This window comes from Stenotrophomonas sp. SrG (assembly GCF_050031795.1).
GTDB classification, from domain to species: domain Bacteria; phylum Pseudomonadota; class Gammaproteobacteria; order Xanthomonadales; family Xanthomonadaceae; genus Stenotrophomonas; species Stenotrophomonas rhizophila_A.
Genome location: NZ_JBNBBE010000013.1, coordinates 1 through 24,161, shown reverse-complemented (window position 1 = coordinate 24,161; position 24,161 = coordinate 1). Strand labels below are relative to the sequence as shown.

Annotated in this window: 24 protein-coding genes and 1 tRNA gene; 4 read left to right on the top strand and 21 right to left on the bottom strand. The window is 66.7% G+C overall.

Annotated elements, in window-relative coordinates:
* Positions 1-5: 5 nt before the first annotated feature.
* From nuoI to ACQG3P_RS13085, 13 genes are all read right to left on the bottom strand, one after another.
* Complete coding sequence (nuoI, locus tag ACQG3P_RS13145; protein WP_068853404.1) at positions 6-494, bottom strand: NADH-quinone oxidoreductase subunit NuoI; 489 nt, start codon at positions 492-494, stop codon at positions 6-8.
* A gap of 3 nt (positions 495-497) precedes the next feature.
* Entirely contained in the window at positions 498-1,589 is a 1,092-nt protein-coding gene (gene nuoH / locus ACQG3P_RS13140) for an NADH-quinone oxidoreductase subunit NuoH (RefSeq protein ID WP_093532776.1), read from the bottom strand.
* Positions 1,586-3,829 (bottom strand): NADH-quinone oxidoreductase subunit NuoG, encoded by a 2,244-nt coding sequence (gene nuoG / locus ACQG3P_RS13135; protein ID WP_426805299.1) that lies wholly within the window; start codon positions 3,827-3,829, stop codon positions 1,586-1,588. The genes nuoH and nuoG overlap by 4 nt, the downstream gene beginning before the upstream one ends.
* Positions 3,826-5,166: an NADH-quinone oxidoreductase subunit NuoF gene (nuoF, locus tag ACQG3P_RS13130; RefSeq protein WP_068853410.1), complete on the bottom strand. Its 1,341-nt coding sequence runs from the start codon at positions 5,164-5,166 to the stop codon at positions 3,826-3,828. The genes nuoG and nuoF overlap by 4 nt, the downstream gene beginning before the upstream one ends.
* A 3-nt stretch (positions 5,167-5,169) precedes the next feature.
* The gene (gene nuoE, locus ACQG3P_RS13125) at positions 5,170-5,697 is read right to left on the bottom strand and encodes an NADH-quinone oxidoreductase subunit NuoE (protein ID WP_070207226.1); all 528 of its coding nucleotides are present in this window, start codon (positions 5,695-5,697) and stop codon (positions 5,170-5,172) included.
* 94 nt (positions 5,698-5,791) lie between these two features.
* Positions 5,792-7,099 carry an NADH-quinone oxidoreductase subunit D gene (locus ACQG3P_RS13120; RefSeq protein ID WP_210130755.1) on the bottom strand — a complete coding sequence of 436 codons (1,308 nt, stop codon included), beginning with the start codon at positions 7,097-7,099 and terminating at the stop codon, positions 5,792-5,794.
* Positions 7,096-7,845 carry an NADH-quinone oxidoreductase subunit C gene (locus tag ACQG3P_RS13115; protein WP_068853414.1) on the bottom strand — a complete coding sequence of 250 codons (750 nt, stop codon included), beginning with the start codon at positions 7,843-7,845 and terminating at the stop codon, positions 7,096-7,098. Before ACQG3P_RS13115 ends, ACQG3P_RS13120 begins: the two co-directional genes overlap by 4 nt.
* A 32-nt stretch (positions 7,846-7,877) precedes the next feature.
* Entirely contained in the window at positions 7,878-8,432 is a 555-nt protein-coding gene (locus ACQG3P_RS13110) for a NuoB/complex I 20 kDa subunit family protein (RefSeq protein WP_017354657.1), read from the bottom strand.
* Positions 8,423-8,779 (bottom strand): NADH-quinone oxidoreductase subunit A, encoded by a 357-nt coding sequence (locus tag ACQG3P_RS13105; RefSeq protein ID WP_026069699.1) that lies wholly within the window; start codon positions 8,777-8,779, stop codon positions 8,423-8,425. Before ACQG3P_RS13105 ends, ACQG3P_RS13110 begins: the two co-directional genes overlap by 10 nt.
* Positions 8,780-8,891: 112 nt before the next feature.
* A tRNA-Leu gene (locus tag ACQG3P_RS13100) sits at positions 8,892-8,976 on the bottom strand.
* Between the two features lie 61 nt (positions 8,977-9,037).
* Positions 9,038-9,481 carry a preprotein translocase subunit SecG gene (gene secG, locus ACQG3P_RS13095; RefSeq protein WP_095363552.1) on the bottom strand — a complete coding sequence of 148 codons (444 nt, stop codon included), beginning with the start codon at positions 9,479-9,481 and terminating at the stop codon, positions 9,038-9,040.
* Between the two features lie 22 nt (positions 9,482-9,503).
* Positions 9,504-10,259, bottom strand: a complete 756-nt coding sequence (gene tpiA, locus ACQG3P_RS13090) for a triose-phosphate isomerase (RefSeq protein ID WP_217537233.1) — start codon at positions 10,257-10,259, stop codon at positions 9,504-9,506.
* Positions 10,260-10,742: 483 nt separating this feature from the next.
* Positions 10,743-11,678 carry an isopenicillin N synthase family dioxygenase gene (locus ACQG3P_RS13085; protein WP_426805298.1) on the bottom strand — a complete coding sequence of 312 codons (936 nt, stop codon included), beginning with the start codon at positions 11,676-11,678 and terminating at the stop codon, positions 10,743-10,745.
* 200 nt (positions 11,679-11,878) lie between these two features.
* Here ACQG3P_RS13085 and ACQG3P_RS13080 point away from each other — a divergent pair, with 200 nt between their 5' ends.
* From ACQG3P_RS13080 to ACQG3P_RS13070, 3 genes are read left to right on the top strand one after another with little or no spacing between them, the layout of a single operon-like run.
* The gene (locus ACQG3P_RS13080) at positions 11,879-13,744 is read left to right on the top strand and encodes a DUF3413 domain-containing protein (RefSeq protein WP_426805297.1); all 1,866 of its coding nucleotides are present in this window, start codon (positions 11,879-11,881) and stop codon (positions 13,742-13,744) included.
* 32 nt (positions 13,745-13,776) lie between these two features.
* A complete protein-coding gene (locus ACQG3P_RS13075; RefSeq protein ID WP_426805296.1) occupies positions 13,777-14,928 on the top strand; it encodes a glycosyltransferase family 4 protein in 1,152 nt (383 codons plus the stop codon).
* Positions 14,915-15,769, top strand: coding sequence for a polysaccharide deacetylase family protein (locus ACQG3P_RS13070; protein ID WP_426805295.1), 855 nt, complete (start codon positions 14,915-14,917; stop codon positions 15,767-15,769). Before ACQG3P_RS13075 ends, ACQG3P_RS13070 begins: the two co-directional genes overlap by 14 nt.
* 33 nt (positions 15,770-15,802) lie before the next feature.
* Here the strand turns inward: ACQG3P_RS13070 and glmM are convergent, their stop codons facing one another.
* The 5 genes from glmM to trpB form a co-directional block, all read right to left on the bottom strand.
* Entirely contained in the window at positions 15,803-17,158 is a 1,356-nt protein-coding gene (gene glmM / locus ACQG3P_RS13065; protein ID WP_184126527.1) for a phosphoglucosamine mutase, read from the bottom strand.
* Positions 17,158-18,036 carry an acetyl-CoA carboxylase, carboxyltransferase subunit beta gene (gene accD / locus ACQG3P_RS13060; protein ID WP_068853426.1) on the bottom strand — a complete coding sequence of 293 codons (879 nt, stop codon included), beginning with the start codon at positions 18,034-18,036 and terminating at the stop codon, positions 17,158-17,160. The genes glmM and accD overlap by 1 nt, the downstream gene beginning before the upstream one ends.
* 138 nt (positions 18,037-18,174) lie before the next feature.
* On the bottom strand, positions 18,175-18,984 hold the full coding sequence (trpA, locus tag ACQG3P_RS13055; protein WP_426805294.1) for a tryptophan synthase subunit alpha: 810 nt from the start codon (positions 18,982-18,984) through the stop codon (positions 18,175-18,177).
* Between the two features lies 1 nt (position 18,985).
* Complete coding sequence (locus ACQG3P_RS13050; RefSeq protein WP_426805293.1) at positions 18,986-19,666, bottom strand: hypothetical protein; 681 nt, start codon at positions 19,664-19,666, stop codon at positions 18,986-18,988.
* Positions 19,663-20,889, bottom strand: coding sequence for a tryptophan synthase subunit beta (trpB, locus tag ACQG3P_RS13045; protein ID WP_068853434.1), 1,227 nt, complete (start codon positions 20,887-20,889; stop codon positions 19,663-19,665). The genes ACQG3P_RS13050 and trpB overlap by 4 nt, the downstream gene beginning before the upstream one ends.
* Before the next feature lie 95 nt (positions 20,890-20,984).
* Between trpB and ACQG3P_RS13040 the strand changes: the two genes are divergently transcribed.
* Positions 20,985-21,875, top strand: coding sequence for a LysR family transcriptional regulator (locus ACQG3P_RS13040; RefSeq protein ID WP_426805292.1), 891 nt, complete (start codon positions 20,985-20,987; stop codon positions 21,873-21,875).
* Here ACQG3P_RS13040 and ACQG3P_RS13035 read toward each other — a convergent pair.
* The 3 genes from ACQG3P_RS13035 to ACQG3P_RS13025 all read right to left on the bottom strand — a co-directional run.
* Positions 21,872-22,528 (bottom strand): phosphoribosylanthranilate isomerase, encoded by a 657-nt coding sequence (locus ACQG3P_RS13035; protein ID WP_068853448.1) that lies wholly within the window; start codon positions 22,526-22,528, stop codon positions 21,872-21,874. The two genes, ACQG3P_RS13040 and ACQG3P_RS13035, sit on opposite strands and share 4 nt — an antisense overlap.
* Complete coding sequence (truA, locus tag ACQG3P_RS13030; RefSeq protein ID WP_068853450.1) at positions 22,525-23,298, bottom strand: tRNA pseudouridine(38-40) synthase TruA; 774 nt, start codon at positions 23,296-23,298, stop codon at positions 22,525-22,527. Before truA ends, ACQG3P_RS13035 begins: the two co-directional genes overlap by 4 nt.
* 43 nt (positions 23,299-23,341) lie before the next feature.
* On the bottom strand, positions 23,342-24,161 hold an 820-nt coding region (locus tag ACQG3P_RS13025; RefSeq protein ID WP_426805291.1), incomplete at its 5' end, for a FimV/HubP family polar landmark protein.

Here is a 24,161-nt window from a genome sequence, read left to right as displayed (position 1 = left end):
CAACCTCAGCGGAAAGCGGCATCGGCGGCACGACGCTCGGCGATTTCGGCTTCAAGCCGATCACCGATGGCCAGCAGCTGCGGCTTGGTAACGATGTTTTCGCCACGGTTCTCGAAGTGGTACTCGAGAATATGGGTCTCGACGATCGAGTCCACCGGGCAGCTTTCTTCACAGAAGCCGCAGAAGATGCACTTGAACAGATCGATGTCGTAGCGGGTGGTACGACGGGTGCCGTCTTCGCGCTTGGCCGAATCGATGGTGATGGCCAGCGCCGGGCACACCGCTTCGCACAGCTTGCAGGCGATGCAGCGCTCTTCCCCGTTGGGGTAGCGGCGCAGCGCATGCAGGCCACGGAAACGCGGCGACTGCGGGAACTTCTCCATCGGGTACATCAGCGTGTACTTGGGCTTGAACGTGTACTTCAGGGTCAGCCACAGACCGCCGAGCAGCTCGAGCAGGAGCAGGCTTTTGAAGTAATGGGTAATTCGATTCATCACTTAGACGCCCTTCTGGATCACGCCGTAGAACACCATCACAGCCGTTACCGCAATCCACGCGATGGTGAGCGGGATGAAGACCTTCCAGCCCAGGCGCATGATCTGGTCATAACGGAAACGCGGGAAGCTGGCACGGAACCAGATGTAGGCGCTGGCGAAGAAGAACACCTTCAACAGCAGCCACGGGGCACCGCCCTTCCAGATCCAGTCGATCCACGGCGAGATGTCCGCCGTGATCCAGCCCTGGAACGGGCTCAGCCAACCGCCGAGGAAGAAGATCGAGATCAGGAAGCTGATCAGGATCATGTTGGCGTATTCGGCCAGGAAGAACAGCGCGAACGCACCACCGGAGTACTCGACCATGTGGCCGGCGACGATTTCCGATTCACCTTCCACCACGTCGAACGGCGCGCGGTTGGTTTCGGCAACGCCGGAAACCCAGTACACGATGAACAGCGGGAACAGCGGAATCAGGAACCAGTCGAAGAAGCCGGAGTTGCCGGCCTGCGCCATCACGATGTTGCTCAGGTTCAGGCTGCCGGCCGCGATCATCACGCCGACCAGGGCAAAGCCCATGGCGATTTCGTAACTGATCATCTGCGCCGAGGCGCGCATGGCACCCAGGAAGGCGTACTTGGAGTTGGACGCCCAACCGGCCAGGATGATGCCGTACACGCCCAGCGAGGTCATCGCCAGCAGGTACAGCAGGCCGGCGTTGGCGTTGGACAGCACCACCTGTGCATCGAAGGGCACCACCGACCAGGCCGCGAAGGCCGGTGCCAGGGTGATCAGCGGCGCCAGCACGAACATCGCCTTGTGCGAGCTCGCCGGCTGGATGATCTCCTTGAACAGCAGCTTGAAGACGTCGGCGAAGGCCTGGAAGATGCCCATGCCCACGTACATCGGGCCGTGGCGGACGTGCATCCAGCCGATCAGCTTGCGTTCCCAGACCACGAAGAATGCCACCGCGATGATCACCGGCATGGCGATCACCAGGATCTTCAGCACGATCCAGAGCAGCGCGCCAATCTCACCCAGGCCCAGGAGCCATTGGTGGAGCGGGTCGACCGCGTTCAACAGCAATTCGTTCATGCAGCCACCACCGTTACGCGTGCGGCACCCAGCGGTGCGGTTGCACCGTGGCCCGATTCAATCCAGACCGAGCCCGCGGCGACGCGGGCGTCGACCACCACCGGCAGCGTGGCGCGACCGGCATCGGTGCCGACCTTGGCCATCTGCCCTTCGACCAGCTGCAGGCGCGCGGCGTCATCGGCATTGAGCACGATGCGCGGCGCGGCGTTGAGCGGGTGCGACTGCAGCGCCTGGGCGCGGCGGACCACTGCATCGGTGCGGTAGATCGCAGCGGTGGACGCCACTTCCAGGCCGTCGCCGGTCACCGGCGTTGCCGCCGAGGTGGACACGGAGACGCTGGCCGGAGCCAGGCTGGCACGCAGGCCGGCCAGGTCGGTGAACTCGAAACCGGCCAGGGCCAGTTCGCCGCCCAGTGCGCGCAGCACGCGCCAGCCTTCACGGGCCTCGCCCGGCAGCTTGCCGCCGGCACGGGCCGACTGCTCGCGACCATCGAGGTTGGTCAGGGTGGCGTCGATTTCCGGCAGCGCGCCAATCGGCAGGATCACATCGGCGACATCGCGGGTCGAGGCGCAGGCGAACTGGCTGAACGCCACCACCTGGGCACCGGCCAGCGCCTTGCGGGCGGCGGCGGTATCGGCGAAGTCCAGGCCCGGCTCGATGCCGTACAGGGCATAGGCCTTGCGCGGCTGGGCCAGCATGGCGTTGACGTCCTTGCCGGCCGGCAGCACGCCGGCGCGGGACAGGCCCACGGCATTGGCGCCCTGCGGGATGCGGCACAGCTTGGCACCGGTGGCGGCGGCGAAATCACGCGCGGCAGCGCGGATCGCGGCAGCCTGCGGGTGGTTTTCGGCGATGCCACCGACGATCAGCACGGCGGTGCCGGTCACGGCCTGGCGCAGGTCGGCGTTGCCCAGGGCCTCGACGAACTTCGACGGGGCCACGATCTGCTTGCCGGCCAGCTTGAAGGCGAAATCGAAATCGACCGGGTTGATCACGTGGATCTTCGCGTTGCGCGTGGTCTGCGCCTTGCGCAGGCGGGCGTGCAGCAGCGGCAGCTCGTGGCGGATGTTGCTGCCGAGCACGACGATGCTGTCGGCGCCTTCGATCTCGGCCAGCGACAGGCCGAAGATCTCGGCAGTGGCGGCGTCGGAGAAGTCGCGGTTGTTGATGCGGTGGTCGATGTTGCCGGTACCCAGGCCGCTGGCGAGACGGGCCAGCAGGGCGCCCTCCTCGTTCGAGGCCGACGGGTGCACCAGCACGCCGAGGTCGTCGCCCTTGTTGGCCGACAGGATCTCGCGGGCAGCGGCCAGGCCTTCAGCCCAGCTCACTTCCTGCCATTCGCCGTTGACCTTGCGCAGCGGCTTGACGGCGCGGTCGGCGCTGTACAGGCCCTGGTGCGAATAACGGTCGCGGTCGGACAGCCAGCATTCGTTGACCAGTTCGTTGTCGCGCGGCACCGAACGCAGCACTTCGCCGCGGCGCACGTGCAGGAACAGGTTCGAGCCCATCGCGTCGTGGTAACCCAGCGATTCGCGCGCGGTCAGTTCCCACGGACGGGCGCGGAACTGGAACACCTTGTTGGTCAGCGCGCCGACCGGGCACACGTCGACGACGTTGCCGGACAGCTCGGTGGTCAGCGGCTTGCCGTCGTAGGTGCCGATCTGCAGGTTCTCACCGCGGTACATGCCACCCAGTTCATAGGTACCGGCAACATCGGCGGTGAAGCGGACGCAGCGGGTGCACTGGATGCAGCGGGTCATTTCGGTGGCGACCAGCGGACCGATGTCCTCGTCGGGCACCACGCGCTTGCGCTCGTTGAAGCGGCTCACCGAACGGCCGTAGCCGAGCGAGACGTCCTGCAGCTCGCACTCGCCGCCCTGGTCGCAGATCGGGCAGTCCAGCGGGTGGTTGATGAGCAGGAACTCCATCACCGAACGCTGGAACTTCAGGGCCTTTTCGCTACGGGTGGCGACCTTCATGCCATCCATCACCGGGGTGGCGCAGGCCGGCGCAGGCTTGGGCGACTTTTCAACGTCGACCAGGCACATGCGGCAGTTGGCCGCGATCGGCAGCTTCTCGTGGTAGCAGAAGCGCGGGATCGAAATGCCCGCTTTGTCGGCGGCCTGGATGATCATCGAGCCCTTGGGCACGACCAGGGACTGGCCGTCGATCTCGACGGTCACATGCCCTTCCGGCACGATCGCCGGGGTGCCACCAGGATTGTTGGGTTGCGCGCTCATGCGGCGGCTGCCTCCACCTTCTTGCCGTCAACCATCGAATGACCGTTGACGATGTAGTACTCGAATTCGTCCCAGAACTGGCGCAGGAAGCCTTGGATGGGCCATGCCGCCGCTTCACCGAACGCGCAGATGGTGTGGCCTTCGATCTGGCCGGCCACTGCCTTCAACTGGTGCAGGTCTTCCATGGTGGCCTTGCCGGCGACGATGCGCTCGAGCACGCGGTGCATCCAGCCGGTGCCTTCACGGCACGGGGTGCACTGGCCACAGGATTCCTTGTGGAAGAACTGGCTGATGCGGCAGGCGAACTTGACGCAGCACACGCTGTCGTCGAGCACCACGATGGCACCCGACCCCAGGCCGGTGCCCAGGGCACGCAGGGTGTCGTAGTCCATCTGCAGGCCCTTGAGCTCTTCGGCCTTCAGCACCGGCATCGAGACGCCGCCCGGCACCGCGCCCTTGAGGGTGCGGCCCGGCTTGAGGCCGCCGGCCATTTCCAGCAGCTCGTCGAAGGTGGTGCCCAGCGGCACTTCGAAGTTGCCGCCCTGCTGCACGCAACCGGAGACCGAGAAGATCTTCGGGCCGCCGTTCTTGGTCAGGCTCAGGCCCTGGAACCACTCCGGGCCGTTGCGGATGATCGCCGGCACCGAGGCATAGGTCTCGGTGTTGTTGATCGTCGACGGCTTGCCGTACAGGCCAAAGTTGGCCGGGAACGGCGGCTTGTAGCGCGGCTGGCCCTTCTTGCCTTCCAGCGACTCCATCAGCGCGGTTTCTTCGCCGCAGATGTAGGCACCGGCGCCGAGCGCGCCATAGATGTCGATGTCCACGCCGCTGCCGAGGATGTCCTTGCCCAGCCAGCCGTTCGCATACGCGTCGGCCAGGGCCTGTTCGAAGTTCTCGAACGGCTCGTGGTGGAATTCACCACGCAGGTAGTTGTAGCCCACGGTGCTGCCGGTGGCGTAGCAGGCGATTGCCATGCCTTCCACCACCGAATGCGGGTTGTAACGCAGGATGTCGCGGTCCTTGCAGGTACCCGGCTCGGATTCGTCCGAGTTGCACAGGATGTACTTCTGCATGGTGCCCTTGGGCATGAAGGACCACTTCAGGCCGGTCGGGAAGCCGGCGCCACCGCGGCCGCGCAGGTTCGACTGCTTGACCATCTCGATGACCTGCTCCGGCGAGATCTTCTCTTCGAGGATCTTGCGCAGGGCGGCATAGCCACCGGTCTTGAGGTAGTTCTCGTACGACCACGGGGTGTCGTAGTGCAAGGTGGTGTAGACCACCTGGTGCGGCAGCGGTGCGGGACCGACCGGGCCCTGGGGTGCGTGATGATGTGCCATGTCTTACTCCAACCCGTCCAGCAGCTCGTCGACTTTCTCGACGGTCAGGCGCTCGTGGTAATGGCCGTTGATGACCATCATCGGCGCACCGGCGCAACCGGCCAGGCATTCTTCTTCACGCTTGAGGTAGATGCGGCCATCGGCGGTGGACTGGCCGGTCTTACAGCCGAGCTTCTTCTCGGCATGCGCGACCAGGTCTTCGGCGCCGTTCAACCAGCAGCTGATGTTGGTGCAGAAGGCGACGTTGTGGCGGCCGACCTTTTCCAGCTCGAACATCGAGTAGAAACTGGCCACTTCGTAGGCCCACACCGGCGGCAGGTCCAGGTACTTGGCCACGCCGGCGATCAGCTCGTCGGTCAACCAACCGGCGTTCTGTTCCTGGGCGGCGTGCAGGCCCTGCAGCACCGCCGAACGCTTGCGGTCCGGCGGGAACTTGGACAGCCAGTGATCGATGTGCGCGCGCGTCTTGTCGCTCAACACCACCATCGGGTCGACGTCACGCGCCGCCTCGAAATTACCCGTCGCCTTCATCGGCCGACCTCAGCGAATACCAAATCGTTAAAAACCAGAACCTGCAGCGCCGGCAGCAGCCGGCGGGTGTCAGGCATCGTGCATGCGGTGGCCATTACCGGTCCACCTCGCCGAACACCAGGTCGTAGGTGCCGATCATGGCCACCACGTCGGCGAGCATGTGCCCGCGCACGACCGAGTCGATCGAGGACAGATGGGCGAAGCCCGGCGCGCGCAGGTGCACGCGGAACGGCTTGTTGGCGCCATCGGACATCAGGTAGCAGCCGAACTCGCCCTTGGGCGCTTCAACCGCGGCGTAGGTTTCGCCGGCCGGGACGCAGTAGCCTTCACTGAACAGCTTGAAGTGATGGATCAGCGCTTCCATGTCGTCCTTCATGTCCTCGCGGCTGGGCGGGGCGACCTTGAAGTTCTTGACCATGACCGGGCCGGGGTTGGCACGCAGCCACTGCACGCACTGCTTGATGATGCGGTTGGATTCGCGCATCTCGGCCACGCGGACCAGGTAACGGTCGTAGCAGTCGCCTTCCTTGCCCAGCGGGATGTCGAAATCCACGGCATCGTACTTGGCGTACGGCTGCTTCTTGCGCAGGTCCCAGGCCACGCCCGAGCCACGCAGCATCACGCCGGTCATGCCCCAGGCATGCGCCAGTTCCGGGCTGACCACGCCGATGCCGACCGTACGCTGCTTCCAGATACGGTTGTCGGTGAGCAGGGTTTCGTATTCGTCGACGCGGTCGGGGAACTCGACCGTGAAGTTTTCCAGGAAGTCCAGCAGCGAACCTTCGCGCGAGGCGTTGAGGTTCTTCAGGGCCTTGCCCTTGTGCCAGCGCGATTCCTTGTACTTGGGCATCTGGTCCGGCAGGTCGCGGTAGACGCCGCCCGGACGGTAGTACGCCGCGTGCATGCGCGCGCCGCTGACCGCTTCGTAGCAGTCCATCAGCTCTTCGCGTTCGCGGAAGGCGTACAGCATCACCGCCATCGCGCCCAGGTCGAGCGCGTTGGAACCCAGCCACATCAGGTGGTTCAGGATGCGGGTGATTTCATCGAACATGGTGCGGATGTACTGGGCACGCTCGGGCGCTTCGATCCCCATCAGGGTTTCGATGGCGCGCACGTAGGCGTGCTCGTTGCACATCATGGACACGTAATCCAGGCGGTCCATGTAACCGATGGACTGGTTGAACGGCTTGGATTCGGCCAGCTTTTCCGTACCACGGTGCAGCAGGCCGACGTGCGGGTCGGCGCGCATGATGGTTTCGCCGTCCATTTCCAGGATCAGGCGCAGCACACCGTGCGCGGCCGGATGCTGGGGACCGAAGTTCATGGTGTAGTTGCGGATTTCCTGGCGCAGTTCGGCCGGGTTGCTCGCAAACGCCTGGTGGGCTTGGTGGATCTGGCTCACTTGCTTGCCTCCGTCTGCGCGCTTTCGCCGGCAGCGGTCTGGAAACGGGCGTCGTCACGGATCACGCGCGGCACGCCGACACGCGGCTCGACCGAGGTGACCGGCTCATAGACAACGCGCTTCTTTTCTTCGTCGTAGCGGACTTCGACGTTGCCGATCAGCGGGAAGTCCTTGCGGAACGGATGCCCCACGAAGCCGTAGTCGGTCAGGATGCGGCGCAGGTCGGGGTGGCCTTCGAAGATCACGCCGAACAGGTCGAACGCTTCGCGCTCGAACCAGTTCAGGCCCGGCCACACGCTGGTCAGCGAGGCAACCACCGGCAGTTCCTCGTTCGGCGCAAAGCAGCGGATGCGCATGGTGAGGTTGTGCTGGTAGGAACGCAGCTGGGCGACCACGGCGTAGCGCTGCAGCGGCACCGGCTGCGGCTGGGCGCCATCGCTGGTTTCGCGGGTGGGGAACTCGCCCCAGGCGAAACGGCCGACGGACTTGCCCTCGACGCCACGGCTGAAGCCCTGCGAGGAGACATCGGAGGTGTCCCACTCGTCGCTGCCGTAGCCGAGGTAGTCCAGGCCGCACAGGTCAACGGCCTGCTCGAAACCGAATTCGTCGCGCAGCGCCAGAGCGGTGGCATGCCAGTCAGCGGCGGGCACTTCCAGCGTCACTTCGCCGCGGGGTTCGACCACGAAGACCTGCGCACCAGCGAAACGTGCGGAAAGTCGGTCGATGAAGGATGCTTGCTCTGCCATGGGGGCTTGGCGTGCTCTTGTCAGGAGGAATGTCAGCGGGCGATGGTCTGCGTACGCCAGATCTTCTTCTGCAGCTGCAGGATCCCGTACACCAGCGCTTCGGCGGTAGGCGGACAACCGGGGACGTACACGTCCACCGGCACCACGCGGTCGCAACCACGCACCACTGCATACGAGTAGTGGTAGTAGCCGCCACCGTTGGCGCAGCTGCCCATGGAGATGACCCACTTCGGGTCCGGCATCTGGTCGTAGACCTTGCGCAGGGCCGGGGCCATCTTGTTGACCAGGGTACCGGCCACGATCATCACGTCGGACTGGCGCGGCGACGGGCGGAACACCACGCCGTAGCGGTCAAGGTCCAGGCGCGCGGCACCGGCATGCATCATTTCAACCGCGCAGCAGGCCAGACCGAAGGTCATGGGCCACATCGAGCCGGTACGTGCCCAGTTCAACAGCGCGTCGACGCTGGTGGTCACATAGCCCTTCTCGAGCAGCGGGTTGTCGCCTTCGGGGCGCAGGATGTCATCGACCCGCCCTTCCGGGACCGGGTTGTTCATCAGGCCATCGAGAGTCTGAATTACTCCCATTCCAGCGCTCCCTTCTTCCAGACGTAAATGAAACCGAGGAAAAGCATGCCCACGAACAGGCCCATCGTGACCAGCGAACGTGCGCCCAGCTCCATGAAGACCTGGGTCCACGGCACGATGAAGATGATTTCCAAGTCAAATACGATGAACTGGATGGCGATCAGGTAGTAGCGCACATCGAACTTCATGCGCGCGTCCTCGAAAGCCTCGAAGCCGCATTCGTACGGCGAGAGCTTTTTCAGATCGGGACGCCGGGGACCGAGGAACCGGCCGACCAGCATCAGCGCAACGCCGATACCGGTGGCAACAATCAGAAACAGCAGAGACGGCAAATATTCGGCCAGCACAGCGATTCTCTCTTGCCTCTGCCGCCACGCCTGCAGGCGTCTTGGCATGGGGGAGTGGACGGAAAACGCTACTGGCGCTTTGCGCGCCAGACGTATCCGCTTACAAACAAAATGGTGCCCAAGAGGGGACTCGAACCCCTACGACCTAAGTCGCTACCACCTCAAGGTAGTGCGTCTACCAATTCCGCCACCTGGGCTTACGTATCGCGCCGGGAGTTCCAATCGAATCCCCCAACGCGCCGCATATTGTAACCGTCTTCAGGGAGTCTGGGAGCCTTCCGAAGGCTTTTCTTCACCCGATTTCGGCGTTTCCGCCTGAGCCGGCACAGTAGCCTGCGGAACCGGCTGCTGGACAGCGGCTTCCGGGGCCTTCGGCACGGCCGGCAGCTCACCTGCGGGGACCGCCGGGGCGCTGGGCGCAACCGGGGCAGACATCACGCCGAGGTCCTGCTGGACCGCGGGGCGCGCGCCATGGCTGGCGTACCAGGCCATGAACAGGCTGATGCCGAAGAACACCACGGCCAGCCACTTGGTCGACTTGGACAGGAAGTTGGACGCGCCGCGCGCGCCGAACACCGTGCCCGAAGCGCCGGCACCGAAACCCGAGCCTGCGGCCGCGCCGGAACCACGCTGCATCAGGATGAGCGCGATCATGGACACCGCGACCAGCACGTAGACCACATTGAGGATCAACATCAGCATTTCGAATCCGCCCTCGGGCATGTCAAATAGCGGCCGCCGCATGGGCGATGGCCAGGAAATCCGCGGCCACCAGCGAGGCGCCGCCCACCAGCCCACCATCGACATCGGGCTGCGCGAACAGTTCCGCTGCGTTGTCGGGCTTCACGCTGCCGCCGTACAGGATGGGCAACGAATCGGCAATTCTAGCATCGAGCTTGGCTACTTCGCCACGGATGAACGCGTGGACCTGCTGGGCCTGCTCCTTGGTGGCGGTGCGGCCGGTGCCAATGGCCCAGACCGGCTCATAGGCCACCACGGCATGCTGGAACCCGGCCGGGCCAACCAGCTCCAGCACGGGCGCCAGCTGGCTGGCGATGACGTCTTCGGTCTGGCCAGCCTCACGCTGCTCCAGGGTTTCGCCCACGCACAGCACCGGCACCAGGCCGGCATGCACGGCGGCGGCGAACTTGCGGGCCACCAGCTCGCTGCTTTCATTGTGGTACTGGCGGCGCTCGGAATGGCCGACCAGCCCATAGCGGGCACCGACGTCGGCCAGCATGGCGGCGCAGACTTCGCCGGTGTAGGCGCCCTTTTCGTTGGAGCTGACGTCCTGTGAGCCAAAAGCGACGGCACGGCCCTCGAAGGCCTCGACCAGCTCGCCGAGGTACGGCAGCGGCGGCAGGATGACGACCTCTACCCCACCCTTCGGCAGGCTGGCGACGATATCGCTGACCAGGTCGGTCGCGAATTGACGGCTGCCGTGCAGCTTCCAGTTACCGGCGACGATCTTGCGGCGCATGGCGGGGCTCCTTTGGGTATCAGCCGGCAATGATACCGGATGTAACGAATGCGCGTTTCCCGAAAACGCTTACATTTCAAATGGATATTGCAGGAGCGAGAGCCAGAGCAGATCTAGGTTACCGGCTCCTATGGGTTGCGGGGCCGGGCCGGGTGGGGTTACGGGACACGCCGTGAACCCATCCATGGGGGCTTGGCAAAAACATCCATGTTTTTGACAGTCCCTACACCCCACCCGCCCCGACCCCGCCCACGCATGGTCGGCGCGCACGCATTAGAGCGGTAAGGCGTACCGACCAACGGTCGGCACCTACCGGAATGATCGATCACCCATTGGTAGGCCACGACCGTTGGTCGTGGCGCTGTTTCCGTCCGGCATCGACCCACCTTCGGGGGCGAGGGCCGGTAGCAACCAATAGCCAGGCTGTTCGCGTATGAAACAAGCCACTAATAGAAAAGGCCACCTGATGGTGGCCTTTCCCGATCACTTCAGCTTGATCTCACGCAGTCGCTCTTCGAGGAAGCCATGCGCGGTGATCGGCTCCGGGTAGCGGCTCGGGTTTTTCGGGGTGATGCAGGTCGGCAGCACGTCGATCAGGAAGTCCGGGTTGGGGTGCAGGAAGAACGGCACCGAGTAACGCGGCTGGCGCGCCTGCTCGCCCGGGGGGTTGACCACGCGGTGGATCGTGGACGGGTACACGTGGTTGGTCAGGCGCTGCAGCATGTCGCCGATGTTGACCACGATGGTGTCCGCGTCCGAGGTGAACGGCACCCACTTGCCCTCGTGCGACTGCACTTCCAGGCCGGCCGCGCTGGCGCCCACCAGCAGCGTGATGAAGTTGATGTCGCCATGCGCGCCCGCGCGCACGTTCGGGATGTCGTCGGCGGTGATCGGCGGGTAGTGGATCGGGCGCAGGATCGAATTGCCGTTGTTGGTCTTGTCCGCGAAGAAGTCGATCGGCAGGCCGATGTGCAGCGCCAGGGCCGACAGCACGCGCGAGCCCAGCTTGTCCAGTTCCTGGTACAGCCCGTAGCCCTTCTCCTTGAAGCCCGGGACCTCGGTCGGCCACAGGTTGGGGGCCATCACGTCACGGTACTTCGAGTCGTCCGGGATCTCACGGCCGATATGCCAGAACTCCTTCAGGTCGAAGTGCTTGGAGCCCTTCGCCGTTTCCACGCCGAACGGCGTGTAGCCACGCGCACCGCCGGTGCCCGGCAGGTGGTACTGCAGCTTGGTGGCTTCCGGCAGCGCGAAGAAGGCTTTGAATATGTCGTAGGCCGCGTCGATGTCCGCCTGCGGGATGCCGTGGTTGCGGATGCCCGCGAAACCCCATTCACGGTAGGCCGCCCCCAGCTCGGCGACGAAGGCATCGCGGTCACTGTCGAAACGGGTGATGTCGAGGGTGGGGATCTGGCTCACAGCGATTCCTGGCTTGTTCGTGGTGGGTATGCGGGGCCACGCCTGTGGCCCGGCTGAACATTGTGCCAGATCGGACAATCGACGCCGCCGATAGGTTGATACAAACCGATACAATGCGCCCGCCCACCGCGTCGACGCGGCCGGGCGGCACAGGACGCCGCCGCCACGTCTTCCGATTCACCCTATCTGACCGACCCTGCATGGACGTATCGCGCCCCGCCTCCCCTTTGCCCGCACCCACGCGCTGGACGCGACTGGGTTGGCTGAGCCTGTTCACCGCCATCAACGCCTGCGTGGCCATTGCCATCGCCTTGGGCAACACGCCCCTGCAGGACAACCCCGGTGGCGCATTGGGGCTGGGCTATCTGGCCCTCGCCCTTCCGGGTCATTTCCTTGCCTTCGGCAGCCTGGTGTCGCTGCTGCCACTGGCCGTGGGGCTGTGGCCGCGCTCGCCGCGGCCGCTGGTGGTCAGCGCCGTGCTGCTGCAGGGCCTGTGGCTGTGCATGCTGCTGGTGGATGCAAAGGTCTTCGCGCTGTACCGCTTCCACCTCAATGCCATGGTGATGAACATGGTGTTCGGGGGCGCGCTGCAGGACCAGGTGGCCCTGTCCTGGCAGAGCTGGCTGCAGTCGCTGGGCGTGCTGGCGGCCGTGGCCACCGCCGAAGTCCTGCTGGCCTGGGCCTGCTGGAAACTGGTGCCCGACCGCGCCCGGCGCCGCCCGGTGCTGTTGGCCTGGGCCGCCGGACTGGCGCTGATGGCTACCGGCCAGATCGCCACGGCCTATTACGACGCCCTGGGCGAGCGTGCCGTGACCGGCCAGTGGGCCTACCTGCCGTGGGCGCAGCCGATCACCGCCAAGCGCCACATGCACCGCCTTGGCGTACGCAGCCTGCCGCAGGCCAACCTGCCCGACCCGCGCCACAGCCAGCTGCAGTACCCGCTGCAGCCGCTACGCTGCCAGAGCCACACCCAACCCAATGTGCTGGTGGTGGTACTCGAATCGCTGCGGCACGACGCGCTGGATGCCACCACCATGCCCAACACCTGGGCGCTGGCGCAGCAATCGGAGGTGTTCGACCGCCACTACAGCAGCGGCAATGCCACCCGTTATGGCCTGTTCGGCCTGCTCTACGGCCTGCCCGGCGGCTACTGGTCCAGCATGCTCAGCGAACAGCGCGGCTCGATCCTGTTCGAGGTGCTGCAGCAACAGGGCTACGACCTGCACCTGTACGGCAGTGCACCGCTGTACAGCCCCGAATTCGACCGCACCGTGTTCGCCCAGGTACGCAACCAGCTGCATACCGCGCCGTCGTCGTTGGCGGTCGCCGCGCGAGACCAGCACATCGTCGATGCGCTCGGTGCGGACATCCGCCAGTCCGGCGGCGGCCACTGGTTCGGCATGGTGTTCCTGGACAGCACCCACGCGCCGTACCACCTGCCGGAGGCCTACCCTGCGCTGGCCACGCCGATGGCCACGGAAGTGAACTTCCTTGCCTTCGACGACGAGCACGACGCCACGCCCGAGCGCAACCGCTATCGCACCGCCGTGCATTACACCGATGCCTTGATCGGCCAGCTGCTGGCGACCCTTCGCGAGAGTGGCCAGGCCGACAACACCATCGTGCTGGTCACCGGCGACCACGCCGAAGAATTCAACGACCTGGGCCTGAACTACTGGGGCCACAACGGCAACTTCTCCGACTACCAGATGCAGGTGCCGTTCGTGCTGCACTGGCCCGGGCGTGACCCGGCACGGCACGACGCCGCCAGCAGCCATGAAGACTGGGTGCCGACCCTGATGCGTCACGGGCTGGGCTGCGAGAACGCGCTGGCCGATTTCAGCACCGGCCAGGACCTGTTCGACGCCACCCGCCCGGCGCGCCCCCTGCTGGTGGAAAGCTGGTCGCAGCGCGGCATCCGTGAAGGCGACCGCACCTACGTGTTCGACAAGTTCGGCAACGCCACCACCCTGGACGCCCACTACCTGCCCCTGCACGACCAGCCGCCGGACCCGGCAGCAGTGCGGACTGCCTGGAACGCGTTGACCCACTTCCGCAAGCAATGACGTTGATTATCCAGACCCCTGGAACGTTCATGATGAACAAGCCCCTTAAAATCCTGCACACGGAAGCCGCCAAGGGATTCGGCGGCCAGGAGATCTACATCTACCGGCACATGCTGGCCATGCGCGAGCGCGGCCACGACGTGTCGCTGCTGTGCCAGCCCGGTGCACGCCTGGGCGAAGTGGCGCGCGAAGCGGGCTTCACCGTGCATGCGCTGAAGATGGGTGGGCTGCTGCGGTTGCTGCGCGGCATCTGGTCGGTGAAACGGCTGGTGCGCCGGCACACCTATGACGTGGTCAACACCACCAGCCGCCGCGACGCACTCATTGCCGCCGCCGGTGCGCGCCTGGCCGGCGCGCCGCTGGTGGTGCGCTCACGGCACCTGATGAGCCCGGTCAACTCCCTGCTCACTTACACCGGCCTGCCGCACCGGGTGCTGACCGTGAGCAGCTTCGTGAAGCAGCTGCTGGTCCACCGCGGCGTGGCCGACGGCCACATCGGCATCGTTCCGCCCATCGCCGTGCCACCGCAGTGGTCGCAGGTGCACAGCGATGATGCCTGGCAGTGCCTGCAGGAAACCCGTGCCGAGGTTCGCCGCGAACTTGGCTTCACCGATGACCAGATCGTCGTTGGCTGCGTCGCGGTGCTGCGCGAAGCCAAGGGCCACGCCGACCTGCTGCGCGCCATGGCCCCGCTGTGCCGCCAGCAGCCGAACCTGCAGCTGGTGATCGTGGGCGACGGCCAGCCTGTGCTGGATCAACTGAAGGCGCTGCGCGAAACGCTCGGCATCGCCGCGCAGGTCCACCTGCTCGGCTACCGCCACGGCGCCTGCCGGTTGATGACCGGCTTCGACATCTTTGCCCTGGCCACCCACAAGGAGGCCGCCGGCACGGTATTCCTCGAGGCCGCCTACGTCGGCGTGCCGATCGTGGCCACCCGGGTCGGCGGCGTGCCGGAGATGCTGGTGGAAGGCAGCAATGCCCTGCTCGCCCCGCTCGGCGACCAGGCCGCGCTCACCCGCGCGCTGCAGACCCTGGTCGAGCAGCCGGAGCGCCGCCGGCAGATGGGCCAGGCCGGGTGGGACTGGATGCGCAGCGCGCACCGCTTCACCCCGACCGGGCACACTGAAGCCACCGAACACTACTACCACCAGTGGTTGAAGGAACTGGGCCATGGCAAACGCTAAAACCGTGCCGGTGCTGATGCACCACCACGTGTCGCCCTCGCCGGGCATGATCACGGTGTCGCCGGAGAACTTTGAGAGCCAGATCGCCTGGCTGGCCGGCAACGGCTGGACCTCGCTCACGCTCGATCAGTACGCCGGCTTCCTGGCCGGCAAGCCCGTCCCACGGAAGTCCATCGTGATCACCTTCGATGACGGTTACCTCGACAACTGGGTGTACGCGCACCCCATCCTGCAGAAATACGGCATGCACGCCGTGGTGTTCGTGGTCACCGGCTGGATGGGCGAAGGCCCCGTACGGCCGCACGCCGGCCAGCCCGGTGCGGCACTGCCCAGCACGCCCGACCACCGCGGCTGTGAGGCGGCGATCCTGCGCGAGAACCGCCACGACGACGTGATGATGCGCTGGAGCGAAGCGCGCGCCATGATCGACGCCGGCACCTTCGAAGTGCACTGCCACACCCACACCCACACGCGCTGGATGAAGCAGGACATCAGCCGCGAACAGAAACGCGAAGGCATCACCCGCGACCTGGAAATGGCGCGCGGCGTGCTGCAGGAACAGCTCGGCGAAGTGTCCGACACGCTGTGCTGGCCCTACGGCGATTTCGACGAGGACTACCTGCCCATCGCACGCGCGCAGGGCTTCCGCTACCTGCACACCACCCACCCGTTCGGCCGCAACGTGGTCGGCGGCGATCCGGAACACATCTACCGTTTCGCCATCCGCAACCGCCCCGCCAGCTGGCTGCGCAAGCGCATCGCGTGGAGTTACCACCCATTGATCGCGCCGGTGTTCAACCGGTTCAAGGCCAGGCAGAAGAAAATGGTGCCGGGACCGTAACGCAAAAAAACCCGGCCGAAGCCGGGTTTTTCATTACGCTGCGGCTGCTGCTTTCACCGCGCCGGACAGGCTGTCCAGTGTGGCCTGCATCAGCTCGGCGGTATCTGCTTCAACCGTGACGCGCACCACCGGCTCGGTGCCGGAGGGGCGCAGGAACGCGCGGCCGCGGCCCTTGACCGCCTGCTGCGCAGCGGCAAGTGCCGACTGCACGCCTTCGGACTGCACGATCACCTTTGCAGAAACACCCGCCAGGCGCACGTTGACCGTCTTCTGCGGTACCCGGGTCAGCCCGACCAGCGATTCGCGCAGGCTCTTGCCTTCGCGACGCAGCACTTCCAGCACCTGCAGCGCACTGACGATCGCATCGCCCGTGGTAGCGCGATCCAGGCATAGCAGGTGCCCCGACGCTTCACCACCGAGCACCCCGCCACCTTCCACCAGCGCTTGGTGCACATAGCGGTCGCCCACGTTGCTGCGCTGGAACGGCAGGCCCAGGCGTTCAAGCGCCTGCTCCAGCCCGAAGTTCGTCATCAGCGTGCCCACCACCGGACCGCGCAGGCGCCCGCTGCGCTGCCACGACGGGGCCAGCACATACAGCAGGTCGTCCCCGTCGACCGGGTTGCCCTGGTCATCGGCCATCAACACGCGGTCACCGTCACCATCGAACGCGATGCCCAGGTCTGCACCCACCTCACGCACCTTGGCTGCCAGGTTGTCGATGTGCATCGAACCGACGCCATCGTTGATGTTGACCCCGTTCGGCTCGGCACCGATGGCCACCACTTCCGCACCCAGCTCCCGGAACAGCAGCGGCGCGATGTGGTACGTGGCGCCGTGCGCGCAGTCCAGCACGATCTTCAACCCGCGCAGGTCAAACCCGCGCGGCACGCTGGCCTTGCAGAACTCGATGTAGCGGCCCACTGCATCACGACCGCGCGCGGCCTTGCCCAGCCGATCCGAATCGGCCGTGGTGAACTCGGTATCCAGCGCCGCTTCCAGCGCCAGCTCCGTTGCGTCGTCGAGCTTCTCGCCATCGGCGGAGAAGAACTTGATGCCGTTGTCGTAATGCGGGTTGTGCGAGGCACTGATCACGATGCCGGCGTCTGCGCCCAGCGTACGGGTCAGGAACGCGACCGCCGGGGTCGGCATCGGCCCGAGCAGCTGCACGTCGGCCCCGGCCGCGACCAGCCCGGCTTCCAGCGCCGCTTCGAACATGTAGCCCGAAATGCGCGTGTCCTTGCCGATCACCACCACCGGCCGGTGACCGTTACGCTCGGTCAGCACGCGGCCCAGCGCATTGCCCAGGCGCAGCACGAAGTCCGCCGAGATGACGCCCTGCCCGACCCGACCGCGGATGCCGTCGGTGCCGAAATACCTGCGCGCGCCCATCAGGCAGCAGCGTCCGGGGCGGGCTGGCGGCCCAGCATGGCCAGCAGGTCGGACAGGCGGTCACGCATCTCGCGGCGGTCGCAGATCTGGTCGATGGCGCCGTGCTCGAGCAGGAACTCCGAGCGCTGGAAACCTTCCGGCAGCTTCTCGCGCACCGTCTGCTCGATCACGCGCGGGCCGGCGAAGCCGATCAGCGCCTGCGGCTCGGCGATGTTGATGTCGCCCAGCATCGCGAACGATGCCGACACGCCACCGGTGGTGGGATGGGTCAGCACCGAAATGTACGGCAGCCCTGCCGCGCGCAGGCGACCGAGCGCCGCCGAGGTCTTGGCCATCTGCATCAGCGAGAACAGGCCTTCCTGCATGCGCGCACCGCCACTGGCGGAGAAGCACACGTAGGGGGCGCCGATTTCCAGCGCCTTTTCCGCGGCCAGCGAGAAGCGCTCGCCGACCACCGAGCCCATCGAGCCGCCCATGAAGGCGAAATCGAAGGCCGAGGCCACCAGCGGCCGCCCCTTGAGCAGACCCTGCATGGCGATCAGTGCATCGTATTCGCCGGTGTTCTTCTGCGAGGCCTTGATGCGCTCGCTGTACTTTTTCTGGTCCTTGAACTTGAGCAGGTCGGTCGGCCCCAGGCGCGCGGCGATTTCAGTGGTGCTGTCAGCGTCGAACAACGACGCCAGACGCGCCCGCGCGCGGATGGCCATGTGGTGGCCACACTTGGGGCAGACTTCCAGGTTCTCTTCCAGCTCAGGACCGTAAAGCGCGCTGCCGCAGCTGCTGCACTTTTCCCACAGGCCCTCGGGGACGCTGCGCTTCTTGCTGGGGACGTTGTCGGTGCGGATGCCCGACGGCATCAACTTGCTGAGCCAACTCATGCGGGATGACACTTCCGTTCAGGGCGGCCCGAGGGCCGCAAAGGCGGACAGTCTAGCTCACCCGTTCCACGGCCGGGACCCCTGCCGGCGGGGTTATCCCGGCGTGAAAACCATGCTGGGCCGTACGTTGCGGCCTTCTCAGGCGTCCAGCGCGGCGCGCAGGGGCTGCAGGAAGCTACGCGCCACCTGGGCAGCGCCGGCGGCATCGACCGTCTCGGCCAGGGCCGCCACCAACGCGCTGCCGACCACCACGCCATCGGCCTCCACGGCCATGGCGGCGGCGCTCTGTGCGTCCTTGATGCCGAACCCTGCCACCACCGGCACGGTCGAGCGGCTGCGCAGGTCACGCAGGCGGGTACCGGCAGCGCTGCTGTCGAGCCGTTCCGACGCACCGGTGACACCGGCAAAGCTTACGTAATAGAGGTAACCCCTGGCCATCGACGAAAGCAGATCCAACCGCGCGTCCGCCGTGGTGGGCGACGCCAGCAGGATCAGCGCCAGGCCGGCAGCGGTGAAGATCTCCAGGGTCTCGGCCGCCTCTTCCGGCGGCAGGTCCACCAGCAGCACACCGTCCACGCCCGCCGCGATCGCCGCCTCGGCAAAGCGCGCGGTACCGTGGATCTCCACCGGGTTCAGATACCCCATCAGCACCACCGGGGTGGTGGTGTCGTCACGCCGGAACGCCTGCACCGTGTCCAGCACGTAACGCAGGCCAGCGCCGCGCGCCAGCGCGCGTTCGGAGCTGCGCTGGATGGTCGGGCCATCGGCCATCGGGTCGGAGAACGGCACCCCGAGTTCGATCACGTCCGCACCGGCAGCGGCCAGCGCGTGCATCACCGGCACGGTCGCATCCAGGCCCGGATCGCCGGCGGTGATGAACGGAATCAGCGCCTTGCGGCGACTGGCACGCAGGCGGGCGAAACAGGCGTCGATACGGGCAACAGGCATCTCAGGCACATCCTTCTTTCAATTCAACGGCGCCACTGGCGCCCCAGTACAGCTTCGATATCACCCCGCCGAAGATCTCCAGCCGAATCGCCAGATCCGAACCGGGGTCCTGCCAGGTCAGGTACTCACCCACGTCCGGGTCGTAGGCATGCGGTGTGCGGGTGCCGCCGGGGGGCAGGCGTTTGAGCGCGTCGTCCACCGACATGCCCAGGCGCAGGCCGAACGGCCCCGGCTGGACAATCGCCTCGTAGGAACCGTCGATGGTGTCGAGGTCGAAGCGCTGCACGTGGCCATCATCGACCATCATCGACACCCCTTCGGGCAGGCTGCCACGCTCGTAGTACTCACAGGCGCGCGCACCATCGCCTTCGCTCAGGCCGGCCGAATGCCATGCGCCGTCCGCTTCGACTTCGCTGAAACGCTGGCCGATCAGCACGTCGCCGGCATGATCCAGCGCGACCGAGACCACGGCCGGCGCATCGGCTTGGTCCGCAGGCGGTGCGTCCTGCGGTGCATCCTCGAACGGGCGATCTGCCACATCATCATTGCTCGCCGGCAGCCGGGCCGGCGCAATGGCCGCCGGCGTCGCCGCAGGGGCCAGCACCGGCGGCTCGGGCGGCTTGCAACCGGCCAGACCGACCACGATCAGCAGCGCACGTCCCTGGCGCAGCACTTGATTCACAGAACCAGACCCTCGCGTGCGGCAATGGTGTGCACATCCTTGTCACCACGGCCGGACAGGTTGCACAGCACCAGCTTGTCGCTGGGCAGCTCGCGCGCGATCTTGATCGCCTGGGCCACGGCATGGCTGGATTCCAGCGCGGCCAGGATGCCTTCGCTGTGCGCCAGCTGGTGGAACGCGGCCAGCGCTTCATCATCGGTGATGCCCACATATTCGGCGCGACCGGCGTCGGCCAGGAACGCGTGTTCCGGGCCCACGCCGGGGTAATCCAGCCCGGCCGAGACCGAGTGGGTTTCAATGATCTGGCCGTCGTCGTCGCAGATCACATAGGTGCGGTTGCCATGCAGCACGCCCGGGCGGCCTGCCGCGATGGAGGCCGCGTGGCGCCCGGTCTCGATGCCGTCACCGGCCGCTTCGGCGCCGACGATGCGCACGTCGCGATCGTTGAGGAAGGCATGGAACAGGCCGATGGCATTGCTGCCGCCGCCGACGCAGGCAGTGATCGCATCGGGCAGGCGGCCGTAATCGGTGAGCATCTGCGCGCGTGCTTCGCGGCCGACGATGGCGTTGAAGTCACGCACCATGCGCGGGTACGGATCTGGACCGGCGACGGTGCCGATGATGTAGAAGGTATCGCGCACGTTGGTGACCCAGTCGCGCATGGCTTCGTTGAGCGCATCCTTGAGCGTGGCCGAGCCCGATGTGACCGGCACCACCGTCGCGCCCAGCAGCTTCATGCGGTAGACGTTGATCTTCTGCCGCTCGATGTCGGTGGCACCCATGTACACCACGCATTCCAGGCCCAGCCGTGCGGCCACGGTGGCGCTGGCCACGCCGTGCTGGCCGGCACCGGTCTCGGCGATGATGCGCTTCTTGCCCATCCGCGCGGCCAGCAGGGCCTGGCCGATGGTGTTGTTGATCTTGTGCGCGCCGGTGTGGTTCAGGTCTTCGCGCTTGAGCAGGATCTGCGCGCCGCCGACCTGCCGGCTCAGCCGCTCGGCGTGGTAGATCGGGCTGGGCCGGCCCACGTAGTGGGTCAGGTCCTTGTCGTAGGCGGCGATGAAGGCGGGGTCACGGCGCGCTTCGTCATAGGCCGCCGCCAGCTCCTGCAGTGGCCCGATCAGCGTTTCGGCAACGAAACTGCCGCCATAGCGGCCGAAGTGGCCGTTGGCGTCCGGATAGGCGTGGAAATCGGTGATGGGGGGGACAGGCGATACGGACATGACGCGACAGCCGTTGGAGACAGGCTGACAATTTAGCGCACATGTGGTGACCGGAATATCGATATTATCTGCACAGACCCGTCAGGAAAACTCACATGAGCCAGACGCCGTTGCCGCCCCTCAACGCGTTGCGCAGCTTCGAGGCCACCGCCCGGCTGGGCGGCGTGGCACGCGCCGCAGAAGCGCTGCATGTGACCCACGGGGCGATCAGCCGCCAACTGCGGCTGCTCGAGGAGCACCTGGGGCTGGCGCTGTTCGAGCGTGCCGGCCGCGGCCTGCGCCTGACCACCGCCGGCCAGGCGCTGCAGGTTGCCTGCGCCGGGGCGTTCACCCAGATCCGCGAGGCGGTGGACACCCTGCAGCGCCGGCAGCGGCCGGAGGCGCTGGTCCTGGGCTGCAGTGGCAGCATCCTGGCGCGGTGGATGATTCCACGCCTGCCCGCGCTGCAGGCCGACCTGCCGCAGGTGCCGCTGCACTGGTCGGCGCAGGACGGCAGCTTCACCGAACAGCAGCAGGCGCTGGATGCGGTGCTGCTGCTGGCGCAGCCGCCGTGGCCTCGTGGCTGGCAGGTGCGCGAACTGGCCCCGGAACGGGTCGGCGTGGTGGTCAGCCCGCAGCATCCGGCTGCGGTGCGCCTGCGCCAGCAGCCACCGCACGCACTGCTGCGCGAACCGCTGCTGCACACCACCTCGCGCCCGCAGGCGTGGCCGGACTGGGCGTTGTCGCATCAGCTGGATCCGGCGCAGCTGCAGCTGGGCACCGGGTTCGAGCACCTGTACTACCTGCTGGAGGCGGCGGTGGCAGGACTCGGCGTGGCGATCGCGCCGGAGCCACTGGTGGCCGATGAGCTGGCGGCCGGGCGCCTGCTGGCGCCGTGGGGTTTTGCCGCAACCGGTGGCTTCTGGGTGCTGGCCACGCCAGACGGTGCGCAGGACGCGCGGGTGGAATCGTTGGCGGAATGGCTCGCCGAAAAGCTACGGCGTTAATCCGCCTCGTGACAGTCCGCGCGGCGGACTTCTTCGACGAACTTGCGCATCTTGTAGCCGTCCTTGATGCCCGGCTCGCTTTCAATACCGCTGGAGACGTCCACGCCCCACGGCAGGGTGGCCACGATGGCGTCGAACACGTTGTCCGGGGTGATGCCGCCGGCCAGCAGGAACGGGCGATGCAGGCCGGTCGGCAGGCGGGTCCAGTCGAAGGCCACGCCGGTGCCGCCACCGCCGCCCGGGGCGTGGCTGTCGAACAGGAAGCCGGCCGCGCTGGGGTAGCGCAGCTGCAGCTGGCGGGCATTGACCTCTTCACGGCCGCCCATCGCCACCGCCTTCAGGTACGGCATGTTGAAGCTGCGGCAGAACGATTCGTCTTCGTCGCCGTGGAACTGCAGCAGAGTCGGCCGCACGGTGCGCAGCACTTCACGCACTTCTTCCTTGGTGTTGTCGCGGAACAGCGCGACCACGTCGACCATCGGCGCGATCGCCTGGCGCATGGCGCGGGCTTCGGCCGGGGCCACGCGGCGCTTGCTTTCCCGGGCGAAGATGAAACCCACCGCATCTACGCCTAGTTCGCCGGCCAGGCGCACGTCGCCGGCGCGGGTCATGCCGCAGAACTTGATGCGGGTGCGGTAGAAGGAGCGGCTCATAGGGTGACCTCGGCGGGCAGGTGCCAGTTGTCGGGGTACAACGGGCCAACGAATACAAGGCCCTGCGGCGGTGCGGTCGGGCCGGCCACGGTGCGGTCCTGGCCAGCCAGCAGCTCGGCCATCCACGACACCGGCTTTTCCCCACAGCCAATCAGGATCAATGAGCCGACGATATTGCGCACCATGTGATGAAGGAATGCATTGGCCTGAACGCAGACCTCCACGATCTCGCCCTGGCGGGTCACGCTGATCGCCTGCAGCTCGCGGCGGGCGTGCAGCGCCTCGCACTGGGCGCTGCGGAAGGCACTGAAGTCGTTCTCGCCGAGCAGGGCCTGCCCTGCCTGGTGCATCAGCGCGGCATCGAGCGGCCGGCGCTCCCAGCTGAGGGTCTGCCGGTGCAGTGCCGGGCGGATCTGCCGGTTGAGCAGCCGGTAGCGGTACCGCCGGGCGCGGGCAGAGAAGCGGGCGTGGAAGTCGTCGGCCACCGGCACGCACCAGCGCACCGCGATCGAGCGTGGCAGCCGGGTGGTGGTGCCCAGGGTCCAGCCGCGCGGGTCACGCGCCACATCGGTCTCGAAGTGCACCACCTGGCATTCGCCGTGCACGCCTGCATCGGTGCGCCCGGCACAGACCACCTGGATCGGCGCAGCGGCCACCGATGAAAGGGCGTCCTGCAGGCTGGCCTGCACGCTGGGGCAGCCGCTCTCACCGAGCTGCTGCCAGCCCTTGAACTCGCTGCCGTCGTATTCCACGCCCAATGCGTAGCGCATGTTCAGGACTTCACTTCAAATGCGGGAGGGCGGCCGACGCGGCTCATCCGAGCCGCGACAGCAGCTCGTGCGCCTGCTGCTGGCTGTGCGGGTCGCCCGCCTGGGCAACCTCCATCAGCAGGATGCGGGCGGTTTCCGCATCGCCCAGGTCGAGGTAGGCGATGGCCAGCTCAAGGCGGTCGCGACCGGGTGCACCGAGCGGGGCCGGGTCGTGCTGGACCGGCACGGTTGCTTCGGCCGCCACAGCAGCGTCCTCGGGGAATTCAAACACGCCTCGATAGGACGGCTGCGCCGCCGCTTCGAGCGCATGCGGCGGGACGACGTCTTCGGCGGCAACCGGTGCGGCCGGCACCACCGGGGGGGCAACCGTCTCCTCGACGTCGTGCACCGGGCGGCCCGGCTGCGGCTCCAGGGTGAACACCGGCTCGCGTCGCCCCGCGTCGAGCACATCCGGCTCGGCCAGCACGTAATCCGGCGCATCGCGCAGGTCGGGTTCGTCAGCGGCCACGTCCTGCTGGGCCGCCAGTTCGTCCACGTAATCGGCGGCGGGAACGGCAGCGGCCAGGCTGGATGCGTCCAGTCCCTCGCGGCGCAGCGGCGGCAGCGGCGACGGCTTGCGCCGACGCGCCACGGCCCAACCGGCCACGATCAGCAGCAGCACCGCCAGCCCCAGCCAGGCCCAGCCGCCACTGCCCGCTTCGCGCGTGGCCGGGGCTTCGCCCAGACGCTGCTGCGCGGCGGCCAGGTCCGTGTCTTTCATGGCAATCAGCGAGGCCTGCTGTTGCTTGAGCTTCTCCAGTTCGGCCACGCGGTTGCGCAGCTCCTGGATCTCGGCATCGCGGGTTGCCACGTCTTCCTTGGCA

What these genes read in the sequence shown, in the direction of transcription:
- truA (WP_068853450.1), bottom strand. Translation starts at nt 23,298, where the DNA reads ATGCGCTACGCATTGGGCGTGGAATACGACGGCAGCGAGTTCAAGGGC.
- nuoI (WP_068853404.1), bottom strand. Translation starts at nt 494, where the DNA reads ATGAATCGAATTACCCATTACTTCAAAAGCCTGCTCCTGCTCGAGCTG.
- nuoG (WP_426805299.1), bottom strand. Translation starts at nt 3,829, where the DNA reads ATGAGCGCGCAACCCAACAATCCTGGTGGCACCCCGGCGATCGTGCCG.
- ACQG3P_RS13070 (WP_426805295.1), top strand. Translation starts at nt 14,915, where the DNA reads ATGGCAAACGCTAAAACCGTGCCGGTGCTGATGCACCACCACGTGTCG.
- trpB (WP_068853434.1), bottom strand. Translation starts at nt 20,889, where the DNA reads ATGTCCGTATCGCCTGTCCCCCCCATCACCGATTTCCACGCCTATCCG.
- tpiA (WP_217537233.1), bottom strand. Translation starts at nt 10,259, where the DNA reads ATGCGCCGCAAGATCGTCGCCGGTAACTGGAAGCTGCACGGCAGCCGT.
- ACQG3P_RS13080 (WP_426805297.1), top strand. Translation starts at nt 11,879, where the DNA reads ATGGACGTATCGCGCCCCGCCTCCCCTTTGCCCGCACCCACGCGCTGG.
- nuoF (WP_068853410.1), bottom strand. Translation starts at nt 5,166, where the DNA reads ATGGCACATCATCACGCACCCCAGGGCCCGGTCGGTCCCGCACCGCTG.
- ACQG3P_RS13115 (WP_068853414.1), bottom strand. Translation starts at nt 7,845, where the DNA reads ATGGCAGAGCAAGCATCCTTCATCGACCGACTTTCCGCACGTTTCGCT.
- nuoH (WP_093532776.1), bottom strand. Translation starts at nt 1,589, where the DNA reads ATGAACGAATTGCTGTTGAACGCGGTCGACCCGCTCCACCAATGGCTC.
- accD (WP_068853426.1), bottom strand. Translation starts at nt 18,036, where the DNA reads ATGAGTTGGCTCAGCAAGTTGATGCCGTCGGGCATCCGCACCGACAAC.
- secG (WP_095363552.1), bottom strand. Translation starts at nt 9,481, where the DNA reads ATGCTGATGTTGATCCTCAATGTGGTCTACGTGCTGGTCGCGGTGTCC.
- ACQG3P_RS13110 (WP_017354657.1), bottom strand. Translation starts at nt 8,432, where the DNA reads ATGGGAGTAATTCAGACTCTCGATGGCCTGATGAACAACCCGGTCCCG.
- ACQG3P_RS13035 (WP_068853448.1), bottom strand. Translation starts at nt 22,528, where the DNA reads ATGAGCCGCTCCTTCTACCGCACCCGCATCAAGTTCTGCGGCATGACC.
- ACQG3P_RS13040 (WP_426805292.1), top strand. Translation starts at nt 20,985, where the DNA reads ATGAGCCAGACGCCGTTGCCGCCCCTCAACGCGTTGCGCAGCTTCGAG.
- nuoE (WP_070207226.1), bottom strand. Translation starts at nt 5,697, where the DNA reads ATGAAGGCGACGGGTAATTTCGAGGCGGCGCGTGACGTCGACCCGATG.
- trpA (WP_426805294.1), bottom strand. Translation starts at nt 18,984, where the DNA reads ATGCCTGTTGCCCGTATCGACGCCTGTTTCGCCCGCCTGCGTGCCAGT.
- glmM (WP_184126527.1), bottom strand. Translation starts at nt 17,158, where the DNA reads ATGGGCGCGCGCAGGTATTTCGGCACCGACGGCATCCGCGGTCGGGTC.
- ACQG3P_RS13075 (WP_426805296.1), top strand. Translation starts at nt 13,777, where the DNA reads ATGAACAAGCCCCTTAAAATCCTGCACACGGAAGCCGCCAAGGGATTC.